The following is a 25814-nucleotide window of genomic DNA, read 5'->3' as shown; positions in this document are numbered from 1 at the left end:
GGGGCAACCCATATGAACTACAACTGGGACTGGGGCATTTTCTTCAAGTCCACCGGCATCGGCAGCGAGATCTACCTGGACTGGTTCATCACCGGCCTGGGCTGGACCATCGCCATCGCCATCGCCGGCTGGATCATCGCCCTGGCGCTGGGCTCGCTGCTCGGCGTGATGCGCACGGTGCCGAACCGCTGGATCGCCGGCATCGCCACCGCCTACGTGGAAATCTTCCGCAACGTACCGCTGCTGGTGCAGCTGTTTCTCTGGTACTTCCTGGTGCCAGACCTGCTGCCCGAGCCGCTGGAAATCTGGTTCAAGCAAGACTTGAACCCCGCCACCTCGGCCTACCTCAGCGTGGTGGTATGCCTCGGCCTGTTCACGGCGGCGCGGGTTTGCGAGCAGGTGCGCACCGGCATCCAGGCGCTGCCCAAGGGCCAGACGGCGGCGGCCTACGCCATGGGTTTTCGCCTGCCACAGATCTACTGCAACGTGCTGCTGCCGCAGGCTTACCGGATCATCATTCCACCGCTCACCAGCGAGTTTCTCAACATCTTCAAGAACTCCTCGGTGGCCTCGCTGATCGGCCTGATGGAGCTGCTGGCGCAGACCAAACAGACCGCCGAGTTCAGCGCCAACCTGTTCGAGGCTTTCACCCTGGCCACGCTGATCTACTTCACCCTGAACATGAGCCTGATGCTGCTGATGCGCCTGATCGAGAAGAAAGTCGCAGTGCCTGGCCTGATCGCCGTGGGAGGTAAGTGATGGATTTCAGTGCAATCGTTCCAGCCCTGCCAGGCCTGTGGGATGGCATGGCCATGACCCTGCAGCTGATGGTCATGGGTGTCATTGGCGGCGTGGTCCTGGGCACCGTGCTGGCGCTCATGCGCCTGTCGCACAACGTGCTGCTGGCGAAGATCGCCGCCGCCTACGTCAACTATTTCCGCTCGATCCCGCTGCTGCTGGTGATCACCTGGTTCTACTTTGCGGTGCCGTTCATCCTGCGCTGGATCACCGGCGAAGACACCCCGGTGGGCGCCTTCACCTCGTGCCTGGTGGCGTTCGTGATGTTCGAAGCGGCGTACTTCTGCGAGATCGTCCGCGCCGGTATTCAGGCCATCCCCCGTGGCCAGATGGGCGCTGCGCAGGCGCTGGGGATGAACTACGGGCAGACCATGCGCCTGATCATCCTGCCACAGGCGTTCCGCAAGATGACCCCGCTGCTGTTGCAGCAGAGCATCATCCTGTTTCAGGACACCTCGCTGGTCTACACCGTGGGCCTGATGGACTTCCTCAACGCCGCCCGCTCGCGTGGCGACATCATCGGCCAGCCCCATGAATTCCTGATCTTCGCCGGCCTGGTGTACTTCCTCATCAGCTTCTCCGCCTCGTTGCTGGTCAAGCATCTGCAAAAAAGGTTAGCCGTATGATTTCCATCAAGAACGTCAACAAGTGGTACGGAAACTTCCAGGTGCTGACCGACTGCACCACCGAAGTGAAGAAGGGTGAAGTGGTGGTGGTATGCGGGCCGTCCGGTTCCGGCAAATCCACCCTGATCAAGTGCGTCAACGCCCTGGAACCGTTCCAGAAGGGCGACATCGTGGTCGATGGCACCTCGATTGCCGACCCGAAAACCAACCTGCCGCAGCTGCGTTCGCGGGTCGGCATGGTGTTCCAGCACTTCGAACTGTTCCCGCACCTGACCATCACCGAGAACCTGACCATCGCGCAGATCAAGGTGCTCGGCCGCAGCAAGGCCGAGGCCACTGAGAAAGGCCTCAAGCTGCTGGAGCGTGTCGGCCTGTCGGCGCATGCGCACAAGCATCCTGGCCAGCTTTCCGGCGGCCAGCAGCAGCGTGTGGCGATTGCCCGTGCACTGGCCATGGACCCGGTGGTGATGCTGTTCGACGAACCGACCTCGGCCCTCGACCCGGAGATGGTCAACGAAGTGCTCGACGTGATGGTTCAGCTGGCCCAGGAAGGCATGACCATGATGTGCGTGACCCACGAGATGGGCTTTGCGCGCAAGGTGGCCGACCGGGTGATCTTCATGGACGCCGGGCAGATCGTCGAAGACTGCGCCAAGGAAGAATTCTTCGGCGACGTCAGCCAGCGCTCCGAGCGCGCCCAGCAGTTCCTGGCGAAGATTCTCCAGCACTAACCCCAAAGGTGGGACCAGGCCGCTGAGCGCTTGTGGGAGGCGCTTCAGCGGCGATTGCCCGGCCCAGGTTGCAACAGCATCGCGGCTACGACTGCATGGATGCAGGAGTTAGAGCGAAGCAGGATGCCAGAGCCGAAAGCCCCTCCCACGGATTAGCCGCACCCACAACTACCCAGCCAGGGAGGACTGTGATGCAATGCTCCACCGCCTCTCCTTGCGCCGTGCCGCCAGCCCTGACCGTGAAACCGCGCCTCGCCCGTCTTCTGCTGCTGATCCTGTTGCTGCTCCTGCTGGTGCTCGGCTGCGGTTATGCCGGCTATCACCTCAGCGAACGCAGCGGCATCCGTGACCTCGCCGAAGGGGGCGAACGCCAGCTGGAACTCAACGCCCGCGCGGTGGAGAGCGAAATCACCAAGTACACCTATTTGCCCAGCCTGCTGGAGCTGGAGTACAGCGTCGGCCGCCTGCTGCAAACGCCCACCACCTACCGCCGGGGCCTGGTCAACGATTACCTCGAAGGCCTCAACCAGCGCAGTGGCAGCCTGGCCATCTACGTGCTGGACCGCAGCGGCCGGGTACTGGCCACCAGCAACTGGCGGACGCCCAGCAGCTACCTGGGGGAAGACCTGTCGTTCCGCGCTTACTTTCAGGACGCCATCGAGGGCAAACCCGGACGCTTCTACGGCATCGGCAGCACCACCGGCGAGCCCGGCTACTACCTGGCTCACGGCCTGAAAAGCGGCGAGCGGATCATCGGCGTGGCCGTGGTCAAAGTGCGCCTGGACAGCCTGGAACAGCGCTGGCAGCGCGCCCGTCTGCAGGCGTATGTCAGCGACGAGAACGGCATCATCATCCTCTCCAGCAACCCCAGCCGCCGCCTCAAGGCCGTGCATCCGCTGGGCCCGAACACCCGCGAGCGCCTGGCGCGCAGCCTGCAGTACCACTGGTGGGCATTGGAAGAACTGCAACCGCTGGCCCGCCGCACCCTCGGCGACGGCCTGGAGCAAGTCAGCTTCGCCGCCGACCAGGACGGCGAGGCGGACGCTGGGCCGATCACCTACCTGGCACAGACTCGCCCGCTGAACGACACCCCCTGGCACCTGACCCTGCTCACGCCGCTGCAGGAGCAACGTCGCGCCGCCCTCAGCCACGCCATGCTGGCGGCCGTGGCCTGCGCCCTGCTGATCTTCCTCGGCCTGGCGCTGAACCAGCGGCGCAAGGTGATCGCCACCCGCCTGGCCGCCCGCGAGGCACTGGAACAGGCCAACAACGAACTGGAACGCAAGATCGCCGAACGCACCGCCGACCTGCAGGCCAGCAACCAGCGCCTGCAGGCCGAAGTGCGCGAACGTCAGCAAGCGGAAACCACCTTGCGCCAAGCGCAGGATGAACTGGTGCAGGCCGGCAAGCTGGCGGTGATCGGGCAAATGTCCACCAGCATCGCCCACGAACTGAATCAGCCGCTGGCGGCGCTGCGCACCCTGTCCGGCAACACCGTGCGCTTCCTGCAACGCGGCGCACTGGATGTGGCCAGCAGCAACCTGCAAACCATCGGCGAGCTGGTCGACCGCATGGGCAAAATCACCGCCAGCCTGCGCGCCTTTGCCCGCCGCAGTGGCGACCAGGGCGAGGCGAGCCTGGAGCAGGCGGTGGACGCCGCCCTGCTGCTGTTGCAGAACCACCCCGGCTATGCCGCCGTGCAGCTGCACCGTGACTATGCCCACGGCCCGGCCGATGTGCGCCTGGCCATCGAACAGACGCGCCTGGAGCAAATTCTGGTCAACCTGATCGCCAACGCCCTCGAGGCCATGAGCGAGCAAGCCGAGCGCCAGCTCTGGCTGACCGGCCACGATGACGGCGAACGCTACCGCCTGAGCGTGCGCGACAACGGCCCGGGGATCGCTGCGGATGTGCGTGAGCACCTGTTCGAGCCGTTCTTCACCACCAAACCCGGTGAGAAAGGTCTGGGCCTTGGCCTGACACTTTCCGCCAGCCTGGCGGCCGCCGCCGCCGGCAGCCTGACCGTGCAACACCCCGACAGCGGCGGTACAGCCTTCGAGCTGAACCTGGCCAAAGTCAGCGCCCACCAGGAGACCCCACGCCATGACTGAGCCACTGAGCGTTCTGATCGTCGAAGACGATCCCCACGTATTGCTCGGTTGCCAACAGGCACTGACCCTGGAAGACATTCCCAGCGTCGGCGTGGGCAGCGCCGAAGAAGCCCTGCAACGCATCAATGCAGACTTTGCCGGCATCGTCATCAGCGATATCCGCCTACCCGGCATCGACGGCCTGCAACTGCTCAGCCGTCTCAAACAGCGCGACCCCAGCCTGCCGGTGGTGCTGATCACCGGTCACGGCGACATCGACATGGCGGTCAATGCCATGCGTGACGGCGCTTACGACTTTATGGAGAAGCCCTTCTCCCCCGAGCGCCTGGTGGATGTGGTGCGCCGCGCCCTGGAGCAGCGCAGCCTGGCCCGCGAAGTAACGGCCCTGCGCCGCCAGCTGGCCGGCCGCCAGGCCTTGGAACAGCGCCTGATCGGCCGCTCGCCGGCGATGCAGCAACTGCGTGAACTGATCGCCAACGTTGCCGATACCGGGGCCAATGTGCTGATCGAAGGGGAAACCGGCACCGGCAAGGAGCTGGTGGCGCGCTGCCTGCACGACTTCAGCCGACGTCAGGCCAAGCCGTTTGTCGCGCTCAACTGCGGCGGCCTGCCGGAAAACCTGTTTGAGAGCGAAATCTTCGGCCACGAGGCCCACGCCTTTACCGGCGCGGGCAAGCGGCGCATCGGCAAGATCGAGCACGCCAGCGGCGGCACGCTGTTTCTCGACGAAGTCGAGAGCATGCCGCTGAACCTGCAGATCAAACTGCTGCGCGTGTTGCAGGAACACAGCCTGGAGCGCCTCGGCTCGAACCAGAGTGTGGCGGTGGACTGCCGGGTGATCGCCGCCACCAAAGCCGACCTGGAGCAGCAGGGTAAGGCCGGCCAGTTTCGCAGCGACCTCTACTACCGGCTCAATGTGGTGAGCCTGGCGCTGCCGCCACTGCGTGAACGGCGTGAGGATATCGGCCTGTTGTTTGAACACTTTCTGCAACTGGCCGCGCTGCGCTTCGACCGCCCGGCGCCGGTGCTCGACCGCCAGACCCTGACCCGCCTGATGGCCCATGATTGGCCGGGCAATGTGCGTGAACTGCGCAATGTCGCCGAGCGTTTTGCCCTCGGCCTGCCGGTGTTCAAAGGCAGCGAACTGAGCAACGCCAGCAGCCCGAGCTTTGCCGAAGCGGTGGAAGCCTTTGAGCGCAGCCTGCTCAGCGACGCCCTGGGCCGCCACGCCGGTAACCTCAGCCAGGCCGCCCAGGCCTTGGGCATGGCCAAGACCACACTGTTCGATAAGGTGAAAAAGTACGGGCTGTAGCCACAAACCCACCCTACGCCTAAGAACCTGTTTACGCTCTTGCGAGCGAGAGTCCTGTAAGGCGCTACGTTAGTAACAGCCTCCGGCGGGTCAAAGCGGCGAATGAAGCGGACTGGGCTCGCACGCGAGTTTACGAGCTGTAAATGAGCATGACTCGTTCTACTCGCGCTGCGGGTCGCGCTAAAGCGCGTTAGCCGCTCCGGTGCCGGCTTCCAGCTTGCGCCACAGCAACCTGACCGCCGCCTTGCGCACCAGGGCGCAGCGGTACAAGCGGATTTCCAGTGGCACCTGCCACTGCTCATCACCGCACACCACCAACTCGCCACGGGCCAACTCGCCGGTCACGCTCAAGCGCGGCACCCAGGCCACGCCCATGCCTTGCAGGGCCATGCTTTTTAAGCTGTCGGCCATCGCCGTTTCATACACCGTGGTGGAGCGCAACGCCCGCTGACGCAGCAGCAGGTTGACCGAGCGACCGAGAAACGCCCCGGCGCTGTAGGCCAGCAGCGGCACACTCTGGCCACTGGACAGGTCAAACAGCGGCGCACCGCCTTCGCCCACGGCACACACCGGCAGCATTTCCGTACGCCCCAGGTGCAGCGAGGGGAAGATCTCCGGGTCCATCTGCAAGGCAGCATCCGGGTCGTAGTAGGCGAGAATCAAATCGCACGCCCCCTCACGCAGGGCATGCACCGCCTCGCCCACATTGGTCGCCACCAGCCGCGTGTTCAGCGGCAAGCCTTCACGGCGCAGGCGGGCGATCCATTCCGGGAAGAAGCCCAAGGTCAGCGAGTGCGCAGCGGCGATCTGCAACACCTCGCCCTGCTGGCCTTCAAGGTTATGCAGGTGACGCACCACTTCGCCGAGTTGCTCAACCATGCTGCGGGCGGTGACCAGAAACAACTGGCCGGATTCGGTCAGCTCAATCGGTGTGCAGGCGCGGTTAACCAAGGTCAGCCCCAGCGCCGCTTCCAGGCTGCGAATCCGTCGGCTGAACGCGGGCTGGGTGACAAAGCGCTTGTGTGCCGCCTGGGAGAAACTGCGGGTGGCGGCCAGGGTGACAAAGTCATCCAGCCATTTGCTTTCGAGGTTCATCGTCACTCCTGTTTTGTAGGGTGGATGGCGCTGTTTTCATCCACCGCCCGGCACACATTCGACTGTGGTGGATGGGTAAAGCGTCATCCACCCTACTATTGTGGGAGGCGCTTCAGCGGCGACGGTCGCGGCTAAAGCCCCTCCTACAGGTACGGCGTACGCTCTGGTCAAGCGGCGCGTCACACCCACGTTATGCCGATTATGCATGACCCAGCGTTTAACAGCATTGGCCACAACCAAGCTGCAGCCCCTAATCTACGGGCCATCGCGGCATTTGCCGTATTTCCTGAGATGACCTTGATCATGTCCGCTGCTGCATCCACTCGCCTCGAAAAAGACCTGCTCGGCACCCTCGACGTTCCTGCTGACGCCTATTACGGCATCCAGACCCTGCGCGCCGTGCAGAACTTCCGCCTGTCCGGCGTGACGCTGTCGCACTACCCCAAACTGGTGGTTGCCCTGGCCATGGTCAAACAGGCCGCTGCCGACGCCAACCGCGAGCTGGGTCACCTGTCCGCCGCCAAACACACGGCGATCAGCACCGCCTGCGCCCGCATCATTCAGGGCGAGTTTCACGAGCAGTTCGTGGTCGACATGATTCAGGGCGGCGCGGGCACCTCGACCAACATGAACGCCAACGAAGTCATCGCCAACATCGCCCTTGAAGCCATGGGCTTCGAAAAAGGTGACTACAAGCAGCTGCACCCGAACAACGACGTGAACATGGCGCAGTCGACCAACGACGCCTACCCCACGGCCATTCGCCTCGGCCTGCTGCTCGGCCACGACAGCCTGCTCAACGCGCTGGACAAGCTGATTCAGTCGCTGTCGAAGAAGAGCCTGGAATTCAACCACGTCCTGAAGATGGGCCGCACCCAGTTGCAGGACGCCGTGCCCATGACCCTCGGTCAGGAATTCCGCGCCTTCGCCACCACCCTCGGTGAAGACCTGCAGCACCTCAAACTGCTCGCCCCGACCCTGCTCACCGAAGTGAACCTGGGCGGCACGGCGATTGGCACCGGCATCAACGCCGACCCGAAATACCAACACCTGGCGGTCGAACGCCTGAAAGTGATCAGCGGCCACCCCGTCAAACCGGCCGCTGACCTGATCGAAGCCACCAGCGACATGGGCGCATTCGTGCTCTTCTCCGGGATGCTCAAACGCACCGCGGTGAAACTGTCGAAGATCTGCAACGACCTGCGCCTGCTCTCCAGCGGCCCGCGCACCGGCATCAATGAAATCAACCTGCCCGCGCGCCAGCCCGGCAGCTCGATCATGCCCGGCAAGGTCAACCCGGTGATCCCGGAAGCGGTCAACCAAGTGGCCTTCGAAGTGATCGGCAACGACCTGGCGCTGACCATGGCCGCTGAAGGTGGCCAACTGCAGCTGAACGTGATGGAGCCGCTGATCGCCTACAAGATCTTCGACTCGATCCGCCTGCTCACCCGCGCCATGGATATGCTGCGCGAGCTGTGCATCGACGGCATCACCGCCAACGAAGCGCGCTGCCGTGAACTGATGGAAAACTCCATCGGCCTGATCACCGCCCTCAACCCCTACATCGGCTACGAGAACGCCACACGCATCGCCAAAGTGGCACTGGACAGCGGCCGTGGTGTGCTGGAGCTGGTGCGTGAAGAGCAGCTGCTGGACGACGCCACCCTGGCTGACATCCTGCGCCCGGAAAACATGATCGCCCCGCGCCTGGTACCCCTCAGCCAGTAAGCGAACCCCTGCGTAACAGGAGGCTCCCCTGCCTCCACTCCTCAAGGGATGGCCACGGCCATCCCTTTTTTTGCCTGACGTTAATGCGCATTCCAAACCTGGCGCAACACTGCCAACGCCTCATTAATCTGCGCCTCAGGCACCGCCGCAAACCCCAGCACCAGCCCGGCGCGCTGGCCTTCCGGCGTGGCGCTGTCGGGTAGCCAGTAGCTGCTAAGCGCCGTCATCTCCACGCCAACCCGCTCGGCGGCGCTGATCAGCTCGCGCTCGCGGGCCAGGCTGCTTACCCGCACACACAGGTGCAGCCCCGCTTCCACCACCGGCAGCGGCGCACAGCCCGGCACATCCGCAGGCCAGCCGGCCAACAGTGCATCGCGGCGGCTGCGGGCCGCCGTGCGCATGCGGCGGATATGCCGCTGGAAGTGCCCGGCGGCAATAAATTCGGCCATCACCGCCTGGGTGCCGATTTCCGAATGGCGCATATCCAGCGCGCGGCGTTGGGCAAAGGCTTCGGCCAGCGCCGGCGGCAATACCAGATAACCCAGACGCAACGCCGGAAAGGCAATTTTGCAAAAGGTGCCGACGTAGAGCACGCGGCCCTGGCGGTCGAGCGCCGCCAACGGTGCCAACGGCGTGCCGCTGTAGCGGTACTCACCGTCGTAGTCGTCTTCGATAATCAGGCCGTCATTGCGCTCGGCCCATTCCAATAATTGCAGACGCCGTGCCAGCGACAGGGTGACGCCGGTCGGGTACTGGTGCGAGGGCGTCAGGTAAACCAGCCGGCACTCTTCAATCTGTTCCAACGCAGCAGTGTTCAGTCCTTCGCCATCCACCGCCACCCCGCACAGCTGCGCCCCGGCAATCGCCAGCGCATGGCCGGCGGCGCGGTAGCCAGGGTTCTCCACGGCCACCCGCGCGCCAGGGGTAACCAGCAGTTGCGCGCACAGGCTGATGGCCTGCTGCGCACCATTGGTCACCACAATCTGCGCCGGATCGCAGTGCAGGCCGCGACTGTTTCGCAGGTAGGCGGCGATCAACTCGCGCAATTGCCAATCGCCGGCCGGGTCGCCATAGCCCAGGCGTGCCGGCGATGGCTTGCGCCAGAAGCGCGCAGACAAGCGCGCCCAGGTCTCAAAGGGAAACAGGTCAAAGGCCGGCACACCGACGCGAAATGCGCGGGGTGCGCCGCTCAAGGGCGGATTCAGATGGTGCGTCTGCAACAGCTGCAAAGCGGCACTCTGCGGGCTGCCAGACGGCTGAGCCTGGACAGAGGGCGCGGGCGCTGGCCGCGTCGCCCCACTCAACTCGGCCACATAAGTGCCGGCACCGATGCGCCCCTCGATATAACCCTCGGCATACAGCTGATCGAAGGCGCGGGTCACGGTGTTGCGCGAGATACCCAGCAGGTTCGCCAGATCACGACTGGCCGGCAAGCGTGTACGGCGTTGCAGGCGACCATCGAGGATGCGTTCGCGCAGCGCCTGATACAGCTGGCGCGCCAGGCCGTGCTGTGGATCGAGGTGAATGCCGGACAGATCGACCGGTAGCGGCGCAGCGGGCGAAATGGCCATGACGATTGGCTCCATAAAAGTCGCAGAAAGTGGATCTTACAACAGACCAATACGCAGCCTAGCATGGCTCCATCAGCTCAGGAGCCCGCCCATGTACACGCCCGCCGCCTTTCGCCAGGACGACCTCGCCACGCTGCACCAGCAGATGCGTGCCACGCGCCTGCCGACGCTGGTCAGCCACGGTAGCCAGGGCTTGCTCGCCAGCCACTTACCGCTGCTGCTGGAACCTGGCGAGGGCCAATACGGCACGCTGTACGGACACTTCGCCAGAGCCAACCCGCAGTGGCGTGATTTAGCTGAGGGCAGCCCGGCGCTGGTGATTTTCCAGGGGGCGGAGGCCTATATCAGCCCGTCCTGGTACGCCGCCAAGGCCGAGCACGGCAAGGTGGTGCCGACCTGGAATTACATCAGCGTGCAGGCCCATGGCCGCGCCGAAGTATTCGATGACGCCGAGCGCCTGCTGCAGCTGGTCAGCCGCCTCAGCGCGCTGCACGAAGCCGAGCGTCCGCAGCCCTGGGCGGTCAGCGATGCACCGCGCGACTACATCGACAGCATGCTGCGCGCGATTGTCGGCTTCGCCCTGCCCATCGAGCGTCTTGAAGGCAAATGGAAGCTCGGGCAAAACCGCAGCCAGGCCGACCAAACCGGCGTGCGCGAGGGCCTGCATGCCAGCCATGACCCACGCGACCGCGAACTGGCCGCACGCATAAACGACAGTCACTAACCCAAGGAAGAACCATGTCTATCGAAATCCGACCCATCACTCCCGCCGATCACGCCGCCTGGTTGCCGCTGTGGCAGGGCTATCTGCACTTTTACCAGAGCGCGTTGCCCGCCGAGGTCAGCGCCATGACCTGGCAGCGCTTTCTCGACCCGAGCGAGCCGACCCATGCCGCCCTCGCCTGGCGTGACGGCCAGGCCGTAGGGCTGGTGCAGTGGATCTTCCACCGCACTAATTGGTCGGTGGAGCACAGCTGCTACCTGCAGGATCTGTTTGTCGGTAGCGATCAGCGCGGCGGCGGCATCGGTCGCCTGCTGATTGAGCACGTCTATGCCCAGGCCCAGGCGGCCGGCTCCAGCCGCGTGCATTGGCTGACCCAGGAAACCAATTACCCAGGCCGCCAGCTCTACGACCGCATCGCCGAGCGCTCGGGCTTTATCCAATACCGCAAACAGTTCTAAGCAGGAGCCGCCGCATGTCCCAGCAACCGCTACTCGGCTGGCAGCCCGCGCCTACCCCAGCCCATCAACCCGTGGACGGCCAGTATGTGCGCCTCGAACCGCTCGACCCGGCGCACCATGGCGACGATCTATGGCAGGCGTTGCAAGGCCCGCACAGCGACCCAGCACTCTGGGATTACCTGCCCTACGGTCCATTCAGCGAACGCGCGAGGTTCGATGCCTGGCTGAGCGGTCATGCGGCCAGTCGCGATCCGTTGTTCTTTAGCGTGATCGACCTGAGCCAGCAGCGTGCAGTTGGTCTGCTGAGCTATCTGCGCATTGCGCCCAAGGATGGCTGTATCGAGATCGGCCATATCGCTTTCGGCCGCGCCATGCAGCGCAGCCCGGCGTCGACCGAGGCGGTTTACCTGCTGGCCAAGCTGGCCTTGGGCGAGCTTGGTTACCGCCGCCTGGAGTGGAAATGCAACGCCGACAATGCCCGTTCCATGCGCGCGGCTGAGCGCTTGGGCTTCCGCTACGAAGGGCTGTTTCGCCAGCATATGGTGGTCAAGGGGCGTAACCGCGACACCGCCTGGTTCTCCATCCTCGACAGCGAATGGCCGGCCTGCAACGCGGCCTTCGAACGCTGGCTGGCGGCGGACAATTTCAGCGCCGACGGTGAGCAGAAGCGCCGTCTGGAGGAATGCAGGGACTGACAGACACCCTCGGCACGCGGCGGAACCAGGGCGGCGAAAGCCGTGCCTGGTTGAGCGCACGACCAGAGCGTGGGCTTATTACTTATCAATAGTCTGTTATGAAGTCGTAATACTTTTTCCCTATAAACGGCGGCCAACCACCAATATCACAATCAAGGTTGCCGCCATGAACCGCACGCGTGCTCCGCTCGCCCACTGCATCGCCCTCGCCGTATGCGGCGTCACCTCCCTGGCCGGGGCCGCCACCGTCACGGTGGACAGTGCCACCACAACCGGTCAGGTACTCAGCGGAGAAACCACCCTGCAGGTCGACGGCACGGGCAGCATCACCACCAGCGGCAAGAGCGTGGAGCTGAAGAACGCCACCAGCGGCACCGGGGTGATCGTCGATAACCGCGGCCTGATCAAGTCCACTGGCGACCGCGGCCTCGACAGCTCGGGCAGCAACCCCGCACGCACATACCAGATCATCAACCGCGAAGGCGCCACCATCGACGCCGCCAAACAGGGCATCCGCATCAGCGGCAACCTGGCCGGCACCCGCGTGAGCATCGACAACGCCGGCACCCTCATCTCCCAGACCGACCGCGCGATCATGCTCAAGGACCTCAAGACCAATGTGCAGATCGACATCACCAACCGCGCCACCGGCCTGATACGCGGCGTGAAGGAAGACGCCATGCGCGTCGGCAACAACGCCACCATCATCAACCACGGCACCATCAGTAGCGGTGACATGAGCAACGCCGACGCCAAGTACGATGGCATCGACTTCGACGCCTCCAGCGGCGGCAAGGTGGAAAACCACGGCACCCTTTCCGGCGGCCGCCACGGCATCACCACCGATGTTGGCGCCGAGCTGATCAACCATGCCAGCGGCGTGGTGATCGGCCGCAATGGCTCGGGGTTCGGCTCCGATGGCAACGGCCGCGTTACCAACTACGGACGCATCAGCGGCGCTTACAACGGCCTGGTAGCGGACGGTGACGGCGATGGCGTGGACATCGATGGCGAAGGCTGGATCGACAACCACGGCATCATCGAAGGCACCGGCGCCGGCGGCTTCAAGGACGGCTCGGCCAACACCAGCGAAGGCATCGCCATGGGCGGCGGCACGATCTACAACCGCGCTGGCGCGACCATCAGCGGCGCGGCCAACGCCATCCTCATCGACGACAGCGCCACTGGCGGGGCACCCTACGCCACCTACCTGGAGAACGTCGGGCAGATCCTCGGTCTGGGCGGCGATGCCGTGCGCATCATCGGCGGGCAGAACGACACCGTGATCAACAGCGGCCTGATCAGCAGCACCGGCGGCGTGGCCCTGGATCTGGGCGGCGGCGCCGACAGCCTGACCCTGCGCAGTGGCAGCCAATTCGTCGGCCGGGTGGACGGCGGCGCGGGCCGCGATGTTCTGAGCCTGGATGACACCGCTGGCGGCAGCTTCGGCAACAGCGTCAACATTGAATGGCTAGCGGTCAAGGCCGGGCGCTGGACCCTCGACAGCCATGACTTCAGCGAAGGCGGCCGTGTGCTCGCCGGTGCCGAGTTGGTAAACCTCGGTCGTATCGGCGGCACCCTCGATATCCACGCCGGCGGTACCTACGCCGGTGGCGGTCATGTCCATCACCTCAACCTGGCCGCCGGCTCCACCCTGGCCTTCGCTGTATCCGCCGATGGCAGCCACAGCCCGCTGCTGGCCGACGGCCACGTCGCCCTCGATGGCGCCCGCCTGGAGGTGCGCGCCAGCGCCGGCAGCTACCCGAACACCCGCCACTATCAAGTAATCCAGGCCGATGCTGGCGTCAGCGGTCGCTTCGCCAGCGTCACCAGCAATTTCGCCTTCCTCACCCCGACCCTGCGTTACGCCGCTGACAGCGTGGAGCTGGACCTGCACCGCAATGATGTCGCCTTCGCCGACGTGGCCGGCAATGGCAACGGCGCCAAGGTCGCCGGCAGCATCAGCGCCCAGGGCAGCCCGCAGCTCTATAACGCCCTGGTCACCCGCAGCACCGGCGAAGCCCGCGAGGCCTTGAACCAGCTGGCCGCGCCGAACAACGCCAGCCTGGCTGGCAGCACCCTGGGCAGCACAAGCCAGGTCAGCGGCGTCATGCTCGGTGCTATGCAATCTTTCAGCAGTGGTCTGGGCGGCAACCTGCAGAGTTCACGATTACTGGAGGATGGTCCGCTGCTGGCGGCCACGGGCGTGCCGACCGGAGCCCGCAATCTCAATGACCCTTCCGCGCGCGGTCGGCTCTGGGTCCAGGCACTGGGTAGCCGCGGCCGCCTCGACGGCAGTCAGAGTGGCCACGACCTGGACAGCGAGTCTCGCGGCGCCATAGCCGGCGTGGATTGGGCTGTGGCTGGCGACTGGCGCCTGGGCGTGCTTGGCGGGTATTCACGTACCGATCTGGAAGCTGGCAGCGGTTTCAACGGTGATACCGACAGCATGCATCTGGGCGTCTACAGCCTGCGCCAAAGCGGCCCACTGGCTTTACGTCTGGGCGTGGCCTACAGCCTTCACGATGGTCAAAGCAAACGCGAAGTGGCCTTTGCCGGCTTCAGCGACCGCCTGCGTGGCCGCTATGATGCCGAGAGCTTCCAGGCCTTCAGCGAGCTGGGCTACGCCATGGGCAGTGGTAAGTTGCAGGCTGAACCCTTTGCCGCCCTGGGCTACCAGTACTATGCCCGCGACAGCTACGACGAAAAAGGCGGCGCCGCCGCACTGCAGGTGGATGACCAGGACCAAGGCAACCTCACCAGCACCTTCGGTGTGCGCCTGGCCCACCTCAACAGGCTGGCGAACGGCACGCCGTTCACCCCGTATCTATCAGCGGCCTGGCGCCACACCTACGGTAACGTCGACAGCACGACCCGCCAGTCCTTCCTCAGCGGCGGCAGCGCCTTCAGCGTCGAAGGCAGCGCCCTGGACCGCAACAGCCTGCTGCTCGATACCGGCGTCAACATCGACCTGAGCAGCACCCAAAGCCTCAGCATGGGTTACAGCGGCGAGTTGGGCAGCAACGCGCAGAACCACGCGATTGTCGCGCAATGGCAAATGGGGTTCTGACAGCAACAACGCGCCCCGCTGTGGTGATGGACCTGAGGGCTGCAGCTCACGCCATCACGCGGACCGGCCCAGTGACTCACTCGATCTCAAACAAGCCGTTCTTCAGCGGTGCGTCGGCCAGGCGCTGGCGCACGTCATCGTCGATCCGTGGATCGTCCGGGCGGTACAGGCGCACCTGGCGGTAGGCGCTGATGCGGTTGATCTCCGTGCCCAGGTATTCCCACACCACGCGGGTGCAGGCCGGGCTACGGCGGTCGCCGCTGGAGACGCCGGTTTTCAGGCCATTGAGGCGGGTGATGCGGCTCTTGTAGCTGGGGATGAGGATGGTCTGGCTCATCTCGTTGAGGGTCAGCGATTCATAGTCCATCAGAAACAATCGGTCCTGCAGCTGGAAGGCCGCGCCCAGGTAACGGCAGCGCACCCAGTCCTCACCCTGCACATCGGCACTGGCGGAACGTTCCTGACGTTCCTGGCGTTCGAAGAGAAAATCGCCGTCTTCTTCCCACAGCTGCACCAGCGACAACAGCACGGTGCCCGGCACCGACATGCAGTTGGAGTACTCGAAGTAGTAACCGCAATAGCGCGACAGGTTGCCGGCATGCGCGCGCAACGGCTTGAGCAGTTCCAGCAAGGCGTCGCTGCGATTGCCCGCGAGCTGATCCGGTGTACGGGCGCCAATCAGGTCGGCGAACTGCTCGGCCGGCAGACTCAGTTCGTACGCCTCAACACCGAAGAAATCGCAGATACGCTTGAGGTTGTAGGCCGTCGGCCGGCTCTGTCCGCTGAGGTATTTGTTGAACTGGGCACGGTTGATCGCCAGCTTGCGGCACACCTCGGCGATGGACCGGTAGTGACTGCACAACAGCTTGAGATTGAGCCCTAGGCAGTCGGACATGGCGAATTTCCAGGTGATGCGAGCGACGCGATTCTAGCATCAACTCGCGTCAGGTCGCCGCCACCCGCGAAATTGCACGGCAAAGGCCCTTGCACAACCATGCCGGGGCCGCACGGTGGCGCGGTGTCAACCTATCTAAAACAACAAGAGAGGCAACCTCATCATGCTCGATCTGCTCAACGACCTGCTCTGGAGCAAGGTCCTCATCGTCGCCCTGGTCGGGCTCGGTCTGTACTTCTCGATTCGCTCGCGTTTCGTCCAATTCCGTTACTTCGGCGACATGTTCCGCATCTTCGCCGAAGCCTTTGAGCGCCAGCCAGGCCAGCTCAGCTCGTTTCAAGCACTGATGCTGTCGGTCGCTGGCCGCGTAGGGGCCGGCAACATCGCCGGCGTCGCCGTGGCGATCATGCTCGGCGGCCCTGGCGCCGTATTCTGGATGTGGCTGGTGGCGCTGCTCGGTATGGCCACTAGCTACTTCGAATGCTCCCTGGCGCAGCTGTACAAGCGCCGCGAGGCTGATGGCACCTACCGTGGTGGCCCGGCTTTCTACATCCTGCACGGCCTGGGTCAGCGCTGGATGGCGGTGGTGTTCTCAATCCTGCTGCTGGTGACCTTCGGCTTCGGCTTTAACGCCGTACAGTCCTACACCGTCGCCACTTCGCTGCATGACACCTTCGGCCTGCCGACCTATGTCAGCGGTCTGGTACTGGTCGCGGTCATCGGCTTGATCATCTTCGGCGGCATCAAGCGCATCGCCAGCATGGCTGACGTGCTGGTACCGATCATGGCGTTCTCCTACATCGGCATGGCGCTGGTGGTACTGGGCATGAACATCACCGAAGTACCAGAAACCCTGGCCCTGATCGTGCGTAGCGCCTTCGGCCTGGAGCCAGCTTTCGCCGGCGGTATCGGTGCGGCCATCCTCATGGGCGTGAAACGCGGCCTGTTCTCCAACGAAGCGGGCCTGGGCAGTGCGCCAAACGTAGCCGCCGTCGCCGAGGTCAAGCACCCGGCCGCTCAGGGTATCGTGCAGTCGCTCAGCGTGTTTATCGACACCATTCTGGTATGCACCAGCACCGCGCTGATCATCCTGCTGTCGGGCGTGTATCAGCCGGGTAGCGAAATGGCGGGCGTCGTTCTGACCCAAACCGCTCTGGCAGCCGAAGTTGGCGAATGGGGCCGCGTGTTCGTCAGCATGGCGCTGCTGCTCTTCGTCTTCACCACCCTGGTGTACAACTACTACCTGGGTGAGAACGCCCTGAGCTTCTTCAGCAAGAAGCGCTGGTTGCTGCAGCTGTACCGCGTGATGGTGATTGCGCTGGTGCTGTGGGGCTCGATGCAGGACCTGTCGACCGTATTCGGCTTCGCCGACGTAACCATGGGTCTGCTGGCATTGGTCAACCTGACCGCCATGTTCCTGCTGTTCAAGACTGGCCTGCGCCTGATGCGCGACTATGACGACCAGCGCAAAGCCGGTGTAGAGTCCCCAGTATTCGATGCGAAAAACTTCGCTGATCTGGACCTCGACCCAGCCGCCTGGCCAAACGCGGCGCAAAACGCCCCGGCCAACCATGCGGAAATCGGCAACAGCGTGCATCAGCGCTAAGTCGCTGTAATAGCTGTGATAAACAGGGGGCTTGGCCCCCTGTTTTCTTATAAGAACAATGAAAGTACGGAGACCCCTGATGGGTTGTAGCAATCTTCTGGTGCTCTACACCGGTGGCACCATCGGTATGCAAATGAGCGCCACGGGCCTGGCCCCAGCGTCCGGTTTCGATGAGCGCCTGCGCCGCCAGCAAGCGCTGGAGTCTCAGCCGCTGCCGCAATGGACCTTCCGCGAGCTGCTGCCGCCAATCGACAGCGCCAATATGAACCAGCACAACTGGCTGGCGATGGTCGCGGCGATTCGCGCCGGCATCGAGCAGGACGGCTGCGATGGCGTACTGCTGCTGCACGGCACCGACACCCTGGCCTACAGCGCTGCCGCCCTGAGCTTTCTGCTGCTGGGTTTGCCCGTACCAGTGATTCTCAGCGGTTCGATGCTGCCGGCCGGTGCCGAGGGCAGCGATGCCTGGGGCAACCTGTTCGGCGCCATGCGCGCGCTGCAGGCCGGCGTCGCGCACGGTGTGCACCTGTATTTCAACGGTGCGCTGCTGCACGGCGCACGGGTCAGCAAACTGCGCAGCGATGCCTTCGACGCCTTTCACGTGCTGCCGCGTCAGCGCCAGAGCGCCCGCGCCGAGAGCATCCCGGCGACTATCGATTACCGCCAGACGCGACAACCGGTCAATCTGGCCGTACTGCCGTTTTACCCCGGTATCCAGGCAAACCACGTGCGCGCCCTGCTGGACAGCGGCGTGCAAGGCCTGCTGCTGGAGTGCTATGGCAGCGGCACAGGCCCGTCAGACAACGCTGAACTGCTCGATGTGCTCAAGGCCGCCCATGCACGTGGCGTAGTGCTGGCGGCTATCAGCCAGTGCCCGCACGGCCATGTCGAATTCGGCGTGTATGCCGCCGGCAGTCAACTGGCCAGCGCCGGGCTGATTTCCGCCGGCGGCATGACCCGCGAAGCGGCGCTGGGCAAGCTGTTCGCCCTGCTCGGTGTGGGCCTGAGCCAGGCCGAAGTCGAACACTGGTTCGCCCTGGATGTCTGTGGTGAACGCGCCGATTGAAGCTTGGGCCCTTACGGCTAGGCTGTAAGGGTTTTACCCAGCCAAGGAGAGTGTCGCCATGCCCGTTCGCATCCCCGTCGAGATCCGCCCTGTGACTGCCGCCGATCATGCGGTCTGGCTGCCGCTGTGGCAGGGCTATCAACGGTTCTATATGACCGAGATCGCCACAGCGACCAGCGACACCACCTGGCAGCGCTTTCTCGATCCGGCCGAACCGATGCACGCCGCGCTGGCCTGGCACGAAGGCCAGCCGATCGGTTTGGTGCACTGGATCTACCATCGATCGACTTGGACCACCGGCGACTACTGCTACCTGCAGGACCTGTTTATCGGCAAGGACGTGCGCAGCAACGGTGCCGGGCGCCAGCTAATCGAATACGTCTACCAGCAGGCCAAACAGCACGGCTGTTCACGGGTGCACTGGCTGACCCATGAGAGCAACGCCAAGGCCATGCTGCTGTATGAGCGCATCGCCGAGCGCTCGGGGTTTGTGCAGTACCGCAAGCTATTCTAAGCACTGACCTCGTGGTCAGAAATTCTGCCATGCGCTCTTGCCGCAGGCAGATTACGGCGCTATCTTTTGCGCCACGCCCGGCCACCTGCGCCGGCCGCGCACCTGGATCAGCAGACAGGGTAAACACTGAGCTGGCTAACCTGAACCCCACTTCAGAGGAGCCAACTCAATGGCTGCTACACGTATCTGGATCAAAAACCCCCTCGCCATCTTCACTGCCAACAACCTCGACGCTGCCGGCGGCTTGGTGATTGAAGACGGTGTGATCAGCGAACTGCTCAACGTCGGCCAGCAGCCGAGCCAACCCTGCACTCGCACCTTCGATGCCCGCGAGCATGTGGTGCTGCCGGGCCTGATCAACACCCACCACCACTTCTATCAAACCCTCACCCGCGCCTGGGGTCCGGTGGTCAACCAGCCATTGTTTCCCTGGCTGAAAACCCTGTACCCGGTATGGGCCCGCCTGACGCCCGAGAAGCTCGCCCTGGCCAGTAAAGTAGCCCTGGCCGAACTGCTGCTGTCCGGTTGCAGCACCGCGGCGGATCACCATTACCTGTTCCCCGGCGGCCTGGAAAACGCCATCGATGTACAGGTCGAAGCCGTGCGCGAACTGGGCATGCGCGCCATGCTCACCCGTGGTTCGATGAGCCTGGGCGAGGCCGATGGCGGCCTGCCGCCGCAGCAGACCGTGCAACAGGGCGAAGTGATCCTGGCCGACAGCCAGCGCTTGATCCAGGACTACCACCAGCGCGGCGACGGCGCGCAGATCCAGATCGCCCTGGCACCCTGCTCACCGTTCTCGGTAACCCAGGAAATCATGCGCCAGAGCGCCGAACTGGCCGAGGAGCTGGACGTACGCCTGCACACCCACCTGGCGGAAACCCTCGATGAAGAGGACTTCTGCCTGCAGCGCTTCGGCCTGCGCACCGTGGACTATCTGGACAGCGTCGGCTGGCTCAGCTCACGCACCTGGCTGGCGCATGGCATCCACTTCAACCCGGACGAAATTGCGCGCCTGGGCCAGGCCGGCACCGGTATCTGCCACTGCCCAAGCTCGAATATGCGCCTGGCCTCGGGCATCTGCCCGACCCTTGAACTGGAAGCGGCCGGCGCACCGATCGGCCTCGGCGTGGATGGTTCGGCGTCCAACGATGCCTCGAACATGATCCTCGAAGCGCGTCAGGCTTTGTATATCCAGCGCCTGCGCTACGGCGCCGAAAAAATCACCCCGGAATTGGTACTGGGCTGGGCCAGCAAGGGTTCGGCCAAGCTGCTGGGGCGCAGCGATATTGGCGAGCTGGCCGTGGGCAAGCAGGCCGACCTAGCCTTCTTCAAACTGGATGAGCTGCGCTTCTCCGGCAGCCACGACCCGATTTCCGCGCTGCTGCTGTGCGGCGCCGACAAGGCCGACCGGATGATGATCGGCGGCCAGTGGCGGGTGATTGACGGCCAGATCGAAGGCCTGGATGTGGCCAAGCTGATCGCCGATCACCGCCAGGCGGCGAAGGAGCTGATTGCCGGGTAAAACGCGTAGTCGGCTAATCCACGACACCCAGGGCGGGTTTACGATCTCGCGAGCTAGAGTGAGACAAGGCGCTACGTAGTAACAGCCTCCGGCTGGTCAAAGCAGCCGAGGAAGCGGACTGGGCTCGCACGCGAGTTTACGACTGTAAATGAGCATGACTCGCTTCACTCGCCCTTCGGGTCGTGCTGAAGCGCGTTAGCCGCAAGCGGCTTCCGAGGCTGTTTTTAACGCAGTATCACCAACGCGCAACAGATCGTGACGCGCTAGAACACCGACCAGCCGATCCGCTCACTCAGCAGCTCCAGGGCCTTGATCCCGGCCAGGGAGTTGCCGGCGGCGTTCAGCTCCGGTGACCACACGCACACGCTGAAACGCCCCGGCACCACGGCGACAATACCGCCGCCAACACCACTCTTGCCCGGCAGGCCGACGCGGTAGGCGAAGTTGCCTGCCTCGTCATACAGGCCGCTGGTGGCCATGATTGCGTTGACCTGCTTGCTCTGCCGCGCACTGAGGATCTGTTGACCGCTGTGCTTGCAGAAGCCATCGTTGGCCAGAAAACAGAAGGCCCGCGCCAGGTCGACGCAGCTCATGCGCAGCGCGCAGTAGCTGAAATAGCTGCGCAGCACCGCTTCCACATCATTGTGAAAATTGCCGAAGGACTGCATCAGGTAGGCGGCCGCCGCGTTGCGCGCACGGTACTGGTATTCCGACTCAGCCACGTGCCGGTCCACCACCACCTCGGGATTGCCGGCCAAACGGCGCACGAAGTCGCGCATCGACAGCACCGGCGCGGCAAAGCGCGACTGATTGATGTCGCAGATCACCAGGGCGCCGGCATTGATAAATGGATTGCGCGGCTTGCCACGCTCGAACTCCAGCTGCACCAGCGAGTTGAAGGGTTGGCCGGACGGCTCATGGCCCAGACGCTGCCAGATGGACTCGCCGGAATGCTGAATCGCCTGCACCAGGCTGAACACCTTGGAAATGCTCTGCACCGAGAACGGCGTGTGCGCATCACCGGCGCAGTAAAGCTCGCCGTCGTTGCTGTACACCGCGATGCCCAGCTGGTTGGCCGGCACATCGGCCAGCGCCGGGATGTAATCGGCCACTTTCCCTTGCCCGATCAGCGGGCGGACTTGATCAATAATTTCATTCAACAGCGCTTGCATGCTCAGGCCCTTAGCGGCGCCCAGACGCCCGGGCTCTGTGGCTAGACGCTGGCGGCAAGACGCTGATCACAGCCGGGGCCGGAATACTTTTCAGGAACACCCCGGCACAGGCAAACCCGATCAAAACTGGGTATATTGCGCGCCCGCGCCGCTGGCCAATGGCCAGATTGACGCCTGCTCGTGAATGTTCACGGATGACCATAAGGATCGACACGCATGTCCGCACTCCGCTTCAGCACCCTGTTACTTATCGCCCTAGCCTGTGCAGGCTGCTCCACCGGCGCCTGGTTCAAACTGCCGGAAAACAGCACCCTGGTGATCAACGAACGACCGGCGAAGAACAACCAGGGGCTTGTCCGCAGCCGTCCCTTCTCCTGGGGCGCCAGCGCAGGTATTCCCTACCGTATCGAAGACAATCAGGCCAATACCATTCGCTCTGGCAAATTGAAGAGCCGCTTCCGAGTGGCCTCGATCTTTTGGCCACCAGTCGGCATCGCTTACTGGCCAATGGGTTTCGGCCAACGCTGCTTTGATCTGACCGGCGAAGCACCGCAGACCTGCACCTATCAAGACCTGCTGGAACTGCGCACCGCCCATCGCCTGCGCCGCTAAAACTTTTCCGGGCGCAGCACTTCCACTTGGGCCAGGTAGCAGACCATGGCGTAGTTGGCGTAGTAGCGCGCCTGCAGATGGCCGGCGATACGCCCGGCGACATCGCGGGTGCAGATGATTTCCACGCGGATATTGCCTTCGGTGTCCCAGCCGGCGCTGCGCACGCCTCGGCCACCCCGGCCACGGGCATCGGAGATGGTCCAACCCGGCGCGCCGAGCTGTTCCAGGTCAGCCACCAGCTTTTTCTCCAGCGCGGCTTCGCAGATCACGGTAAGCAGGGTGCGGATATGCGCGTCCATTTCAGAGCCCCCAGGCCATCAGCTGTTCGGCCAGCATCAGGTACAACGGGATGCCGACGATGATATTGAAGGGAAAGGTGATGCCCAGCGACGCCGTCAGCGACAGCGACGGGTTGGCTTCGGGCAAGGCCAGACGCAAGGCCGCCGGTACGGCGATATAAGACGCCGACGCCGCCAGCGTAGCCAGCACCGCCGTACCGCCGAGGCTGAGGCCCATAAAGCGGCCGAGCAATGCGCCGATCAGCGCCCCCAGCAGTGGCATCAGCAGGGCAAAGCCAAGCAGGCGCAGGCCAAACTGCCTCAGCGAGCCGAGTTGACCGGAGGCAATCAGCCCCATCTCCAGCAGAAACAGCGCCAGCACCGGCTTGAACATGCTGGTGTAGAACGGCTCCAGCGGCTTGATCGCCTCCTTGCCGGCAATCGCACCGATGATCAGGCCACCGAGCAGCAGCATGATGCTTTTGCCGAGAAAGATCTCCCGACCCAACTCGCCCCAGTCGGTGTCACGGGCAATGCCCTTGGCCAGCAGGATGCCGACCAGAATCGCCGGGATTTCCAGAATGGCGACAAACAGTGGCATGTAGCTTTCGAATTCGATGCCCTTGGCCAGCATATAGGCCACTACCACGGCGAACGTACCGGCGCTGACCGAACCATAGTGCGCCGCCACTGCCGCGGCGTTGACCCGGTCGAAGCCCAGGCCACGCAGCACAGCAAAGGCCAGCAGCGGCAGCGCCACACCCAGGCCTAGCACCCAGGCCGCCTGCCCGAGCAACTGCCAACTGGCCTGCTCGGCCAACTCCACACCACCGTGCAGACCAATGGCCAGCAGCAGAATGATCGAGAGGGTTTCATACAACGCTGGCGGCAGTTTCAACTCACTTCTCAGCAGACCCGCCAACAGGCCGAAAACAAAGAACAGCACCACCGGATCCAGACTCACCGCGCATTGCTCCTGTATTGAACTGCCATTAAGACGCTTGCCGCGTCACATCTGCTCGAATAAAAGGTCATGCCCCCACCACGCGTTGTGCTGATACCCGCAGTTTTGCCCAGTTTCCTGCCGAGAACAGCAGAACCCTGCACAGCGGGGCATAACCGAAAAAAGGAGCCGTACGGCTCTTAGGGGACTCAGGCACTAAGCACCCAGGCAACGTCTGCTGCGCGTCGGCCCTGCTGCGTTGAAAGCAGGCTCGGATGCTCATGTACAACTCGTACACGCCGCGTCCTCGCCTGCTTTCGCCTTGCATGACTCTAGCTCGCGAGACTTGCCCAGGCACTTGGCCTAAAAACCCATGCCGGCGCCGCTAAACGCAGCGTCGGTGGTGTAAAAAGAAGCCCCAAAAAAACCATTCAAATGCCTGTTCAAACAGCCGGGGCTTCCGAGGTTAACCTTCGATCTCCACCAGTACGTCTCCCGGGTTGACCCGGTCGCCCTTGGTCACATGTACCGCCGTCACGGTGCCGGCAATTGGCGCCTGCACTTCGGTTTCCATCTTCATGGCTTCGCTGATCAGCACCGCCTGACCAGCCTTGACCGTGTCACCGACCTTGACCAGCACATCGACGATATTACCCGGCATGCTGGTGCTGACATCGCCCGGCGCACTGGCCTGTTTGCGTTTGCCACCGCTGCCGGCAACGAAGTCATTGAGCGGCTCGAACACCACTTCTTCCGGCATGCCGTCAATCGACAGGTAGAAGTGGCGCTTGCCGTCACTCTTCACGCCGACACCGGTGATGTCGACGCGGTAGCTTTCGCCGTGTACATCCACCACGAATTCGGTCGGTACACCTTCACCACCGGCTGGGGCCACACCGCCGGCTTCCGGAATCGGCAGCAGCACTTCCGGCGTCAGGGTGCCGGCAGCGCGTTCCTCGAGGAACTTGCGCCCGATATCCGGGAACATGGCGTAGGTCAGCACATCTTCTTCGGACTTGGCCAGGCTGCCGATTTCCTCGCGCAGTTTGGCCATCTCCGGCTTGATCAGGTCGGCCGGGCGTACTTCGATGACTTCTTCGCTGCCAATCGCCTGCTTGCGCAGTTGCTCATTGACCTTGCCCGGCGCCAGGCCGTAGCGGCCCTGCAGGTAGAGTTTCACCTCGTTGGTGATGGTCTTGTAACGCTCGCCGGCGAGGACGTTGAACACCGCCTGGGTGCCGACAATCTGCGAAGTCGGCGTGACCAGCGGCGGGAAGCCGAGGTCTTCACGCACCCGCGGAATCTCCGCAAACACTTCGTTGATGCGATTCAGCGCGCCCTGCTCTTTGAGCTGGTTGGCCAGGTTGGACATCATCCCGCCCGGCACCTGGTTGACCTGCACGCGGGTGTCCACGGCGGTGAATTCGCTCTCGAACTGGTGGTACTTCTTGCGCACCGCATGGAAGTACAGGCCGATCTCCTGAATCAACGCCAGATCCAGCCCGGTGTCGTAGGGGCTGCCCTTGAGTGCGGCGACCATCGACTCGGTGCCCGGATGGCTGGTGCCCCAGGCAAAGCTGGAGATGGCGGTGTCGATATGGTCAGCACCGGCTTCAATCGCCTTGAGCTGGCACATCGAGCCCATGCCAGCGGTGTCATGGCTGTGGATAAACACCGGCAGGTCGACTTCCGCTTTCAATGCCCGCACTAAATCAGCGGTGGCATATGGCGTCAGCAGGCCAGCCATGTCCTTGATCGCGATGGAGTCGATGCCCATGGCCTGCATGGCCTTGGCCTGCTTCACGAACGCCTCGACGGTGTGCACCGGGCTGGTGGTGTAGGCAATGGTGCCCTGGGCATGTTTGCCGGCAGCCTTCACCGCTTCGATGGACACACGCAGGTTACGCACGTCGTTCATCGCATCAAAGATGCGGAACACGTCGATGCCATTGACGGCGGCTTTGGCCACAAAGGCGCGCACCACGTCATCGCTGTAATGGCGATAACCAAGCAGGTTCTGCCCGCGCAACAGCATCTGCAGGCGGGTGTTGGGCAGGCCGGCTTTGAGCTTGCGCAGACGCTCCCAGGGGTCTTCCTTGAGGAAGCGCACACAGGCATCGAAGGTCGCGCCGCCCCAGACTTCCAGCGACCAGTAACCAACCTGGTCAAGCTTGGCGCAGATCGGCAGCATGTCATCCAGGCGCATGCGCGTGGCGATGATCGACTGGTGGGCATCGCGCAGGATGGTATCGGTGATGGTGATCTTCTTGTTCATGGTCTGATT

At 63.7% G+C, this 25814-nt stretch carries 22 protein-coding genes; 15 read left to right on the top strand and 7 right to left on the bottom strand.

Features of this window, described 5'->3' with window-relative positions:
- Positions 1-12: 12 nt before the first annotated feature.
- The 5 genes from OU997_RS08945 to OU997_RS08925 all read left to right on the top strand — a co-directional run bounded on the left by OU997_RS08945 (position 13) and on the right by OU997_RS08925 (position 5578).
- On the top strand, positions 13-759 hold the full coding sequence (locus tag OU997_RS08945; protein WP_108487164.1) for an amino acid ABC transporter permease: 747 nt from the start codon (positions 13-15) through the stop codon (positions 757-759).
- On the top strand, positions 756-1424 hold the full coding sequence (locus OU997_RS08940) for an amino acid ABC transporter permease (protein WP_177479889.1): 669 nt from the start codon (positions 756-758) through the stop codon (positions 1422-1424). Before OU997_RS08945 ends, OU997_RS08940 begins: the two co-directional genes overlap by 4 nt.
- Positions 1421-2155, top strand: coding sequence for an amino acid ABC transporter ATP-binding protein (locus tag OU997_RS08935; RefSeq protein WP_108487166.1), 735 nt, complete (start codon positions 1421-1423; stop codon positions 2153-2155). Before OU997_RS08940 ends, OU997_RS08935 begins: the two co-directional genes overlap by 4 nt.
- Before the next feature lie 191 nt (positions 2156-2346).
- Positions 2347-4266, top strand: coding sequence for a sensor histidine kinase (locus tag OU997_RS08930; protein WP_267809695.1), 1920 nt, complete (start codon positions 2347-2349; stop codon positions 4264-4266).
- A complete protein-coding gene (locus OU997_RS08925) occupies positions 4259-5578 on the top strand; it encodes a sigma-54-dependent transcriptional regulator (protein WP_267809694.1) in 1320 nt (439 codons plus the stop codon). Before OU997_RS08930 ends, OU997_RS08925 begins: the two co-directional genes overlap by 8 nt.
- 180 nt (positions 5579-5758) lie before the next feature.
- On the opposite strand, the gene OU997_RS08920 is transcribed toward OU997_RS08925, so the two are convergent.
- The gene (locus tag OU997_RS08920) at positions 5759-6673 is read right to left on the bottom strand and encodes a LysR substrate-binding domain-containing protein (protein ID WP_108487169.1); all 915 of its coding nucleotides are present in this window, start codon (positions 6671-6673) and stop codon (positions 5759-5761) included.
- A 303-nt stretch (positions 6674-6976) separates the two neighbouring features.
- On the opposite strand from OU997_RS08920, the gene OU997_RS08915 reads away from it, so the two are divergent.
- Positions 6977-8401: an aspartate ammonia-lyase gene (locus tag OU997_RS08915; protein WP_108487185.1), complete on the top strand. Its 1425-nt coding sequence runs from the start codon at positions 6977-6979 to the stop codon at positions 8399-8401.
- Between the two features lie 80 nt (positions 8402-8481).
- Here OU997_RS08915 and OU997_RS08910 read toward each other — a convergent pair whose 3' ends face one another.
- Entirely contained in the window at positions 8482-9972 is a 1491-nt protein-coding gene (locus tag OU997_RS08910; protein ID WP_267809693.1) for a PLP-dependent aminotransferase family protein, read from the bottom strand.
- 91 nt (positions 9973-10063) lie between these two features.
- On the opposite strand from OU997_RS08910, the gene OU997_RS08905 reads away from it, so the two are divergent.
- From OU997_RS08905 to OU997_RS08890, 4 genes are all read left to right on the top strand, one after another.
- The gene (locus OU997_RS08905) at positions 10064-10696 is read left to right on the top strand and encodes an FMN-binding negative transcriptional regulator (RefSeq protein WP_108487171.1); all 633 of its coding nucleotides are present in this window, start codon (positions 10064-10066) and stop codon (positions 10694-10696) included.
- Positions 10697-10710: 14 nt separating this feature from the next.
- Positions 10711-11154 (top strand): GNAT family N-acetyltransferase, encoded by a 444-nt coding sequence (locus tag OU997_RS08900; RefSeq protein WP_267809692.1) that lies wholly within the window; start codon positions 10711-10713, stop codon positions 11152-11154.
- A 14-nt stretch (positions 11155-11168) separates the two neighbouring features.
- The gene (locus tag OU997_RS08895; protein WP_267809691.1) at positions 11169-11849 is read left to right on the top strand and encodes a GNAT family N-acetyltransferase; all 681 of its coding nucleotides are present in this window, start codon (positions 11169-11171) and stop codon (positions 11847-11849) included.
- A 166-nt stretch (positions 11850-12015) separates the two neighbouring features.
- A complete protein-coding gene (locus tag OU997_RS08890; RefSeq protein ID WP_267809690.1) occupies positions 12016-14919 on the top strand; it encodes an autotransporter outer membrane beta-barrel domain-containing protein in 2904 nt (967 codons plus the stop codon).
- Positions 14920-14995: 76 nt separating this feature from the next.
- Here the strand turns inward: OU997_RS08890 and OU997_RS08885 are convergent, their stop codons facing one another.
- Entirely contained in the window at positions 14996-15814 is an 819-nt protein-coding gene (locus OU997_RS08885) for a helix-turn-helix domain-containing protein (protein ID WP_108487175.1), read from the bottom strand.
- Positions 15815-15977: 163 nt separating this feature from the next.
- Here OU997_RS08885 and OU997_RS08880 point away from each other — a divergent pair, with 163 nt between their 5' ends.
- The 4 genes from OU997_RS08880 (at position 15978) to OU997_RS08865 (ending at position 20525) form a co-directional block, all read left to right on the top strand.
- Positions 15978-17420, top strand: coding sequence for an alanine/glycine:cation symporter family protein (locus tag OU997_RS08880; protein ID WP_267809689.1), 1443 nt, complete (start codon positions 15978-15980; stop codon positions 17418-17420).
- Positions 17421-17499: 79 nt separating this feature from the next.
- Positions 17500-18486 carry an asparaginase gene (locus OU997_RS08875; protein ID WP_267809688.1) on the top strand — a complete coding sequence of 329 codons (987 nt, stop codon included), beginning with the start codon at positions 17500-17502 and terminating at the stop codon, positions 18484-18486.
- A 58-nt stretch (positions 18487-18544) separates the two neighbouring features.
- On the top strand, positions 18545-19000 hold the full coding sequence (locus OU997_RS08870) for a GNAT family N-acetyltransferase (protein ID WP_177479887.1): 456 nt from the start codon (positions 18545-18547) through the stop codon (positions 18998-19000).
- A 169-nt stretch (positions 19001-19169) separates the two neighbouring features.
- A complete protein-coding gene (locus OU997_RS08865) occupies positions 19170-20525 on the top strand; it encodes an 8-oxoguanine deaminase (protein WP_108487178.1) in 1356 nt (451 codons plus the stop codon).
- Between the two features lie 263 nt (positions 20526-20788).
- Here the strand turns inward: OU997_RS08865 and glsB are convergent, their stop codons facing one another.
- Positions 20789-21697, bottom strand: a complete 909-nt coding sequence (glsB, locus tag OU997_RS08860) for a glutaminase B (protein ID WP_108487179.1) — start codon at positions 21695-21697, stop codon at positions 20789-20791.
- A 216-nt stretch (positions 21698-21913) separates the two neighbouring features.
- Between glsB and OU997_RS08855 the strand changes: the two genes are divergently transcribed.
- Complete coding sequence (locus tag OU997_RS08855; protein WP_108487180.1) at positions 21914-22309, top strand: hypothetical protein; 396 nt, start codon at positions 21914-21916, stop codon at positions 22307-22309.
- Here the strand turns inward: OU997_RS08855 and OU997_RS08850 are convergent.
- The 3 genes from OU997_RS08850 to oadA form a co-directional block, all read right to left on the bottom strand.
- Positions 22306-22608: a P-II family nitrogen regulator gene (locus OU997_RS08850; protein WP_108487181.1), complete on the bottom strand. Its 303-nt coding sequence runs from the start codon at positions 22606-22608 to the stop codon at positions 22306-22308. The genes OU997_RS08855 and OU997_RS08850 overlap by 4 nt on opposite strands.
- 1 nt (position 22609) lies before the next feature.
- The gene (locus OU997_RS08845) at positions 22610-23551 is read right to left on the bottom strand and encodes a sodium-dependent bicarbonate transport family permease (RefSeq protein ID WP_108538013.1); all 942 of its coding nucleotides are present in this window, start codon (positions 23549-23551) and stop codon (positions 22610-22612) included.
- Between the two features lie 445 nt (positions 23552-23996).
- Positions 23997-25805: a sodium-extruding oxaloacetate decarboxylase subunit alpha gene (oadA, locus tag OU997_RS08840; protein WP_108486752.1), complete on the bottom strand. Its 1809-nt coding sequence runs from the start codon at positions 25803-25805 to the stop codon at positions 23997-23999.
- Positions 25806-25814 lie beyond the last annotated feature (9 nt).

This window comes from Pseudomonas sp. SL4(2022) (genome assembly GCF_026625725.1).
Lineage (GTDB): Bacteria > Pseudomonadota > Gammaproteobacteria > Pseudomonadales > Pseudomonadaceae > Aquipseudomonas.
Note: the sequence above shows the minus strand (reverse complement) of the source record. Positions and strands in the feature narration are given on the sequence as shown.

What these genes read in the sequence shown, in the direction of transcription:
- OU997_RS08875 (WP_267809688.1), top strand. Translation starts at nt 17,500, where the DNA reads ATGGGTTGTAGCAATCTTCTGGTGCTCTACACCGGTGGCACCATCGGT.
- OU997_RS08945 (WP_108487164.1), top strand. Translation starts at nt 13, where the DNA reads ATGAACTACAACTGGGACTGGGGCATTTTCTTCAAGTCCACCGGCATC.
- OU997_RS08905 (WP_108487171.1), top strand. Translation starts at nt 10,064, where the DNA reads ATGTACACGCCCGCCGCCTTTCGCCAGGACGACCTCGCCACGCTGCAC.
- OU997_RS08935 (WP_108487166.1), top strand. Translation starts at nt 1,421, where the DNA reads ATGATTTCCATCAAGAACGTCAACAAGTGGTACGGAAACTTCCAGGTG.
- OU997_RS08850 (WP_108487181.1), bottom strand. Translation starts at nt 22,608, where the DNA reads ATGGACGCGCATATCCGCACCCTGCTTACCGTGATCTGCGAAGCCGCG.
- OU997_RS08925 (WP_267809694.1), top strand. Translation starts at nt 4,259, where the DNA reads ATGACTGAGCCACTGAGCGTTCTGATCGTCGAAGACGATCCCCACGTA.
- OU997_RS08910 (WP_267809693.1), bottom strand. Translation starts at nt 9,972, where the DNA reads ATGGCCATTTCGCCCGCTGCGCCGCTACCGGTCGATCTGTCCGGCATT.
- OU997_RS08870 (WP_177479887.1), top strand. Translation starts at nt 18,545, where the DNA reads ATGCCCGTTCGCATCCCCGTCGAGATCCGCCCTGTGACTGCCGCCGAT.
- OU997_RS08895 (WP_267809691.1), top strand. Translation starts at nt 11,169, where the DNA reads ATGTCCCAGCAACCGCTACTCGGCTGGCAGCCCGCGCCTACCCCAGCC.
- OU997_RS08865 (WP_108487178.1), top strand. Translation starts at nt 19,170, where the DNA reads ATGGCTGCTACACGTATCTGGATCAAAAACCCCCTCGCCATCTTCACT.
- OU997_RS08930 (WP_267809695.1), top strand. Translation starts at nt 2,347, where the DNA reads ATGCAATGCTCCACCGCCTCTCCTTGCGCCGTGCCGCCAGCCCTGACC.
- oadA (WP_108486752.1), bottom strand. Translation starts at nt 25,805, where the DNA reads ATGAACAAGAAGATCACCATCACCGATACCATCCTGCGCGATGCCCAC.
- OU997_RS08915 (WP_108487185.1), top strand. Translation starts at nt 6,977, where the DNA reads ATGTCCGCTGCTGCATCCACTCGCCTCGAAAAAGACCTGCTCGGCACC.
- OU997_RS08880 (WP_267809689.1), top strand. Translation starts at nt 15,978, where the DNA reads ATGCTCGATCTGCTCAACGACCTGCTCTGGAGCAAGGTCCTCATCGTC.
- OU997_RS08855 (WP_108487180.1), top strand. Translation starts at nt 21,914, where the DNA reads ATGTCCGCACTCCGCTTCAGCACCCTGTTACTTATCGCCCTAGCCTGT.
- OU997_RS08920 (WP_108487169.1), bottom strand. Translation starts at nt 6,673, where the DNA reads ATGAACCTCGAAAGCAAATGGCTGGATGACTTTGTCACCCTGGCCGCC.
- OU997_RS08890 (WP_267809690.1), top strand. Translation starts at nt 12,016, where the DNA reads ATGAACCGCACGCGTGCTCCGCTCGCCCACTGCATCGCCCTCGCCGTA.
- glsB (WP_108487179.1), bottom strand. Translation starts at nt 21,697, where the DNA reads ATGCAAGCGCTGTTGAATGAAATTATTGATCAAGTCCGCCCGCTGATC.
- OU997_RS08885 (WP_108487175.1), bottom strand. Translation starts at nt 15,814, where the DNA reads ATGTCCGACTGCCTAGGGCTCAATCTCAAGCTGTTGTGCAGTCACTAC.
- OU997_RS08900 (WP_267809692.1), top strand. Translation starts at nt 10,711, where the DNA reads ATGTCTATCGAAATCCGACCCATCACTCCCGCCGATCACGCCGCCTGG.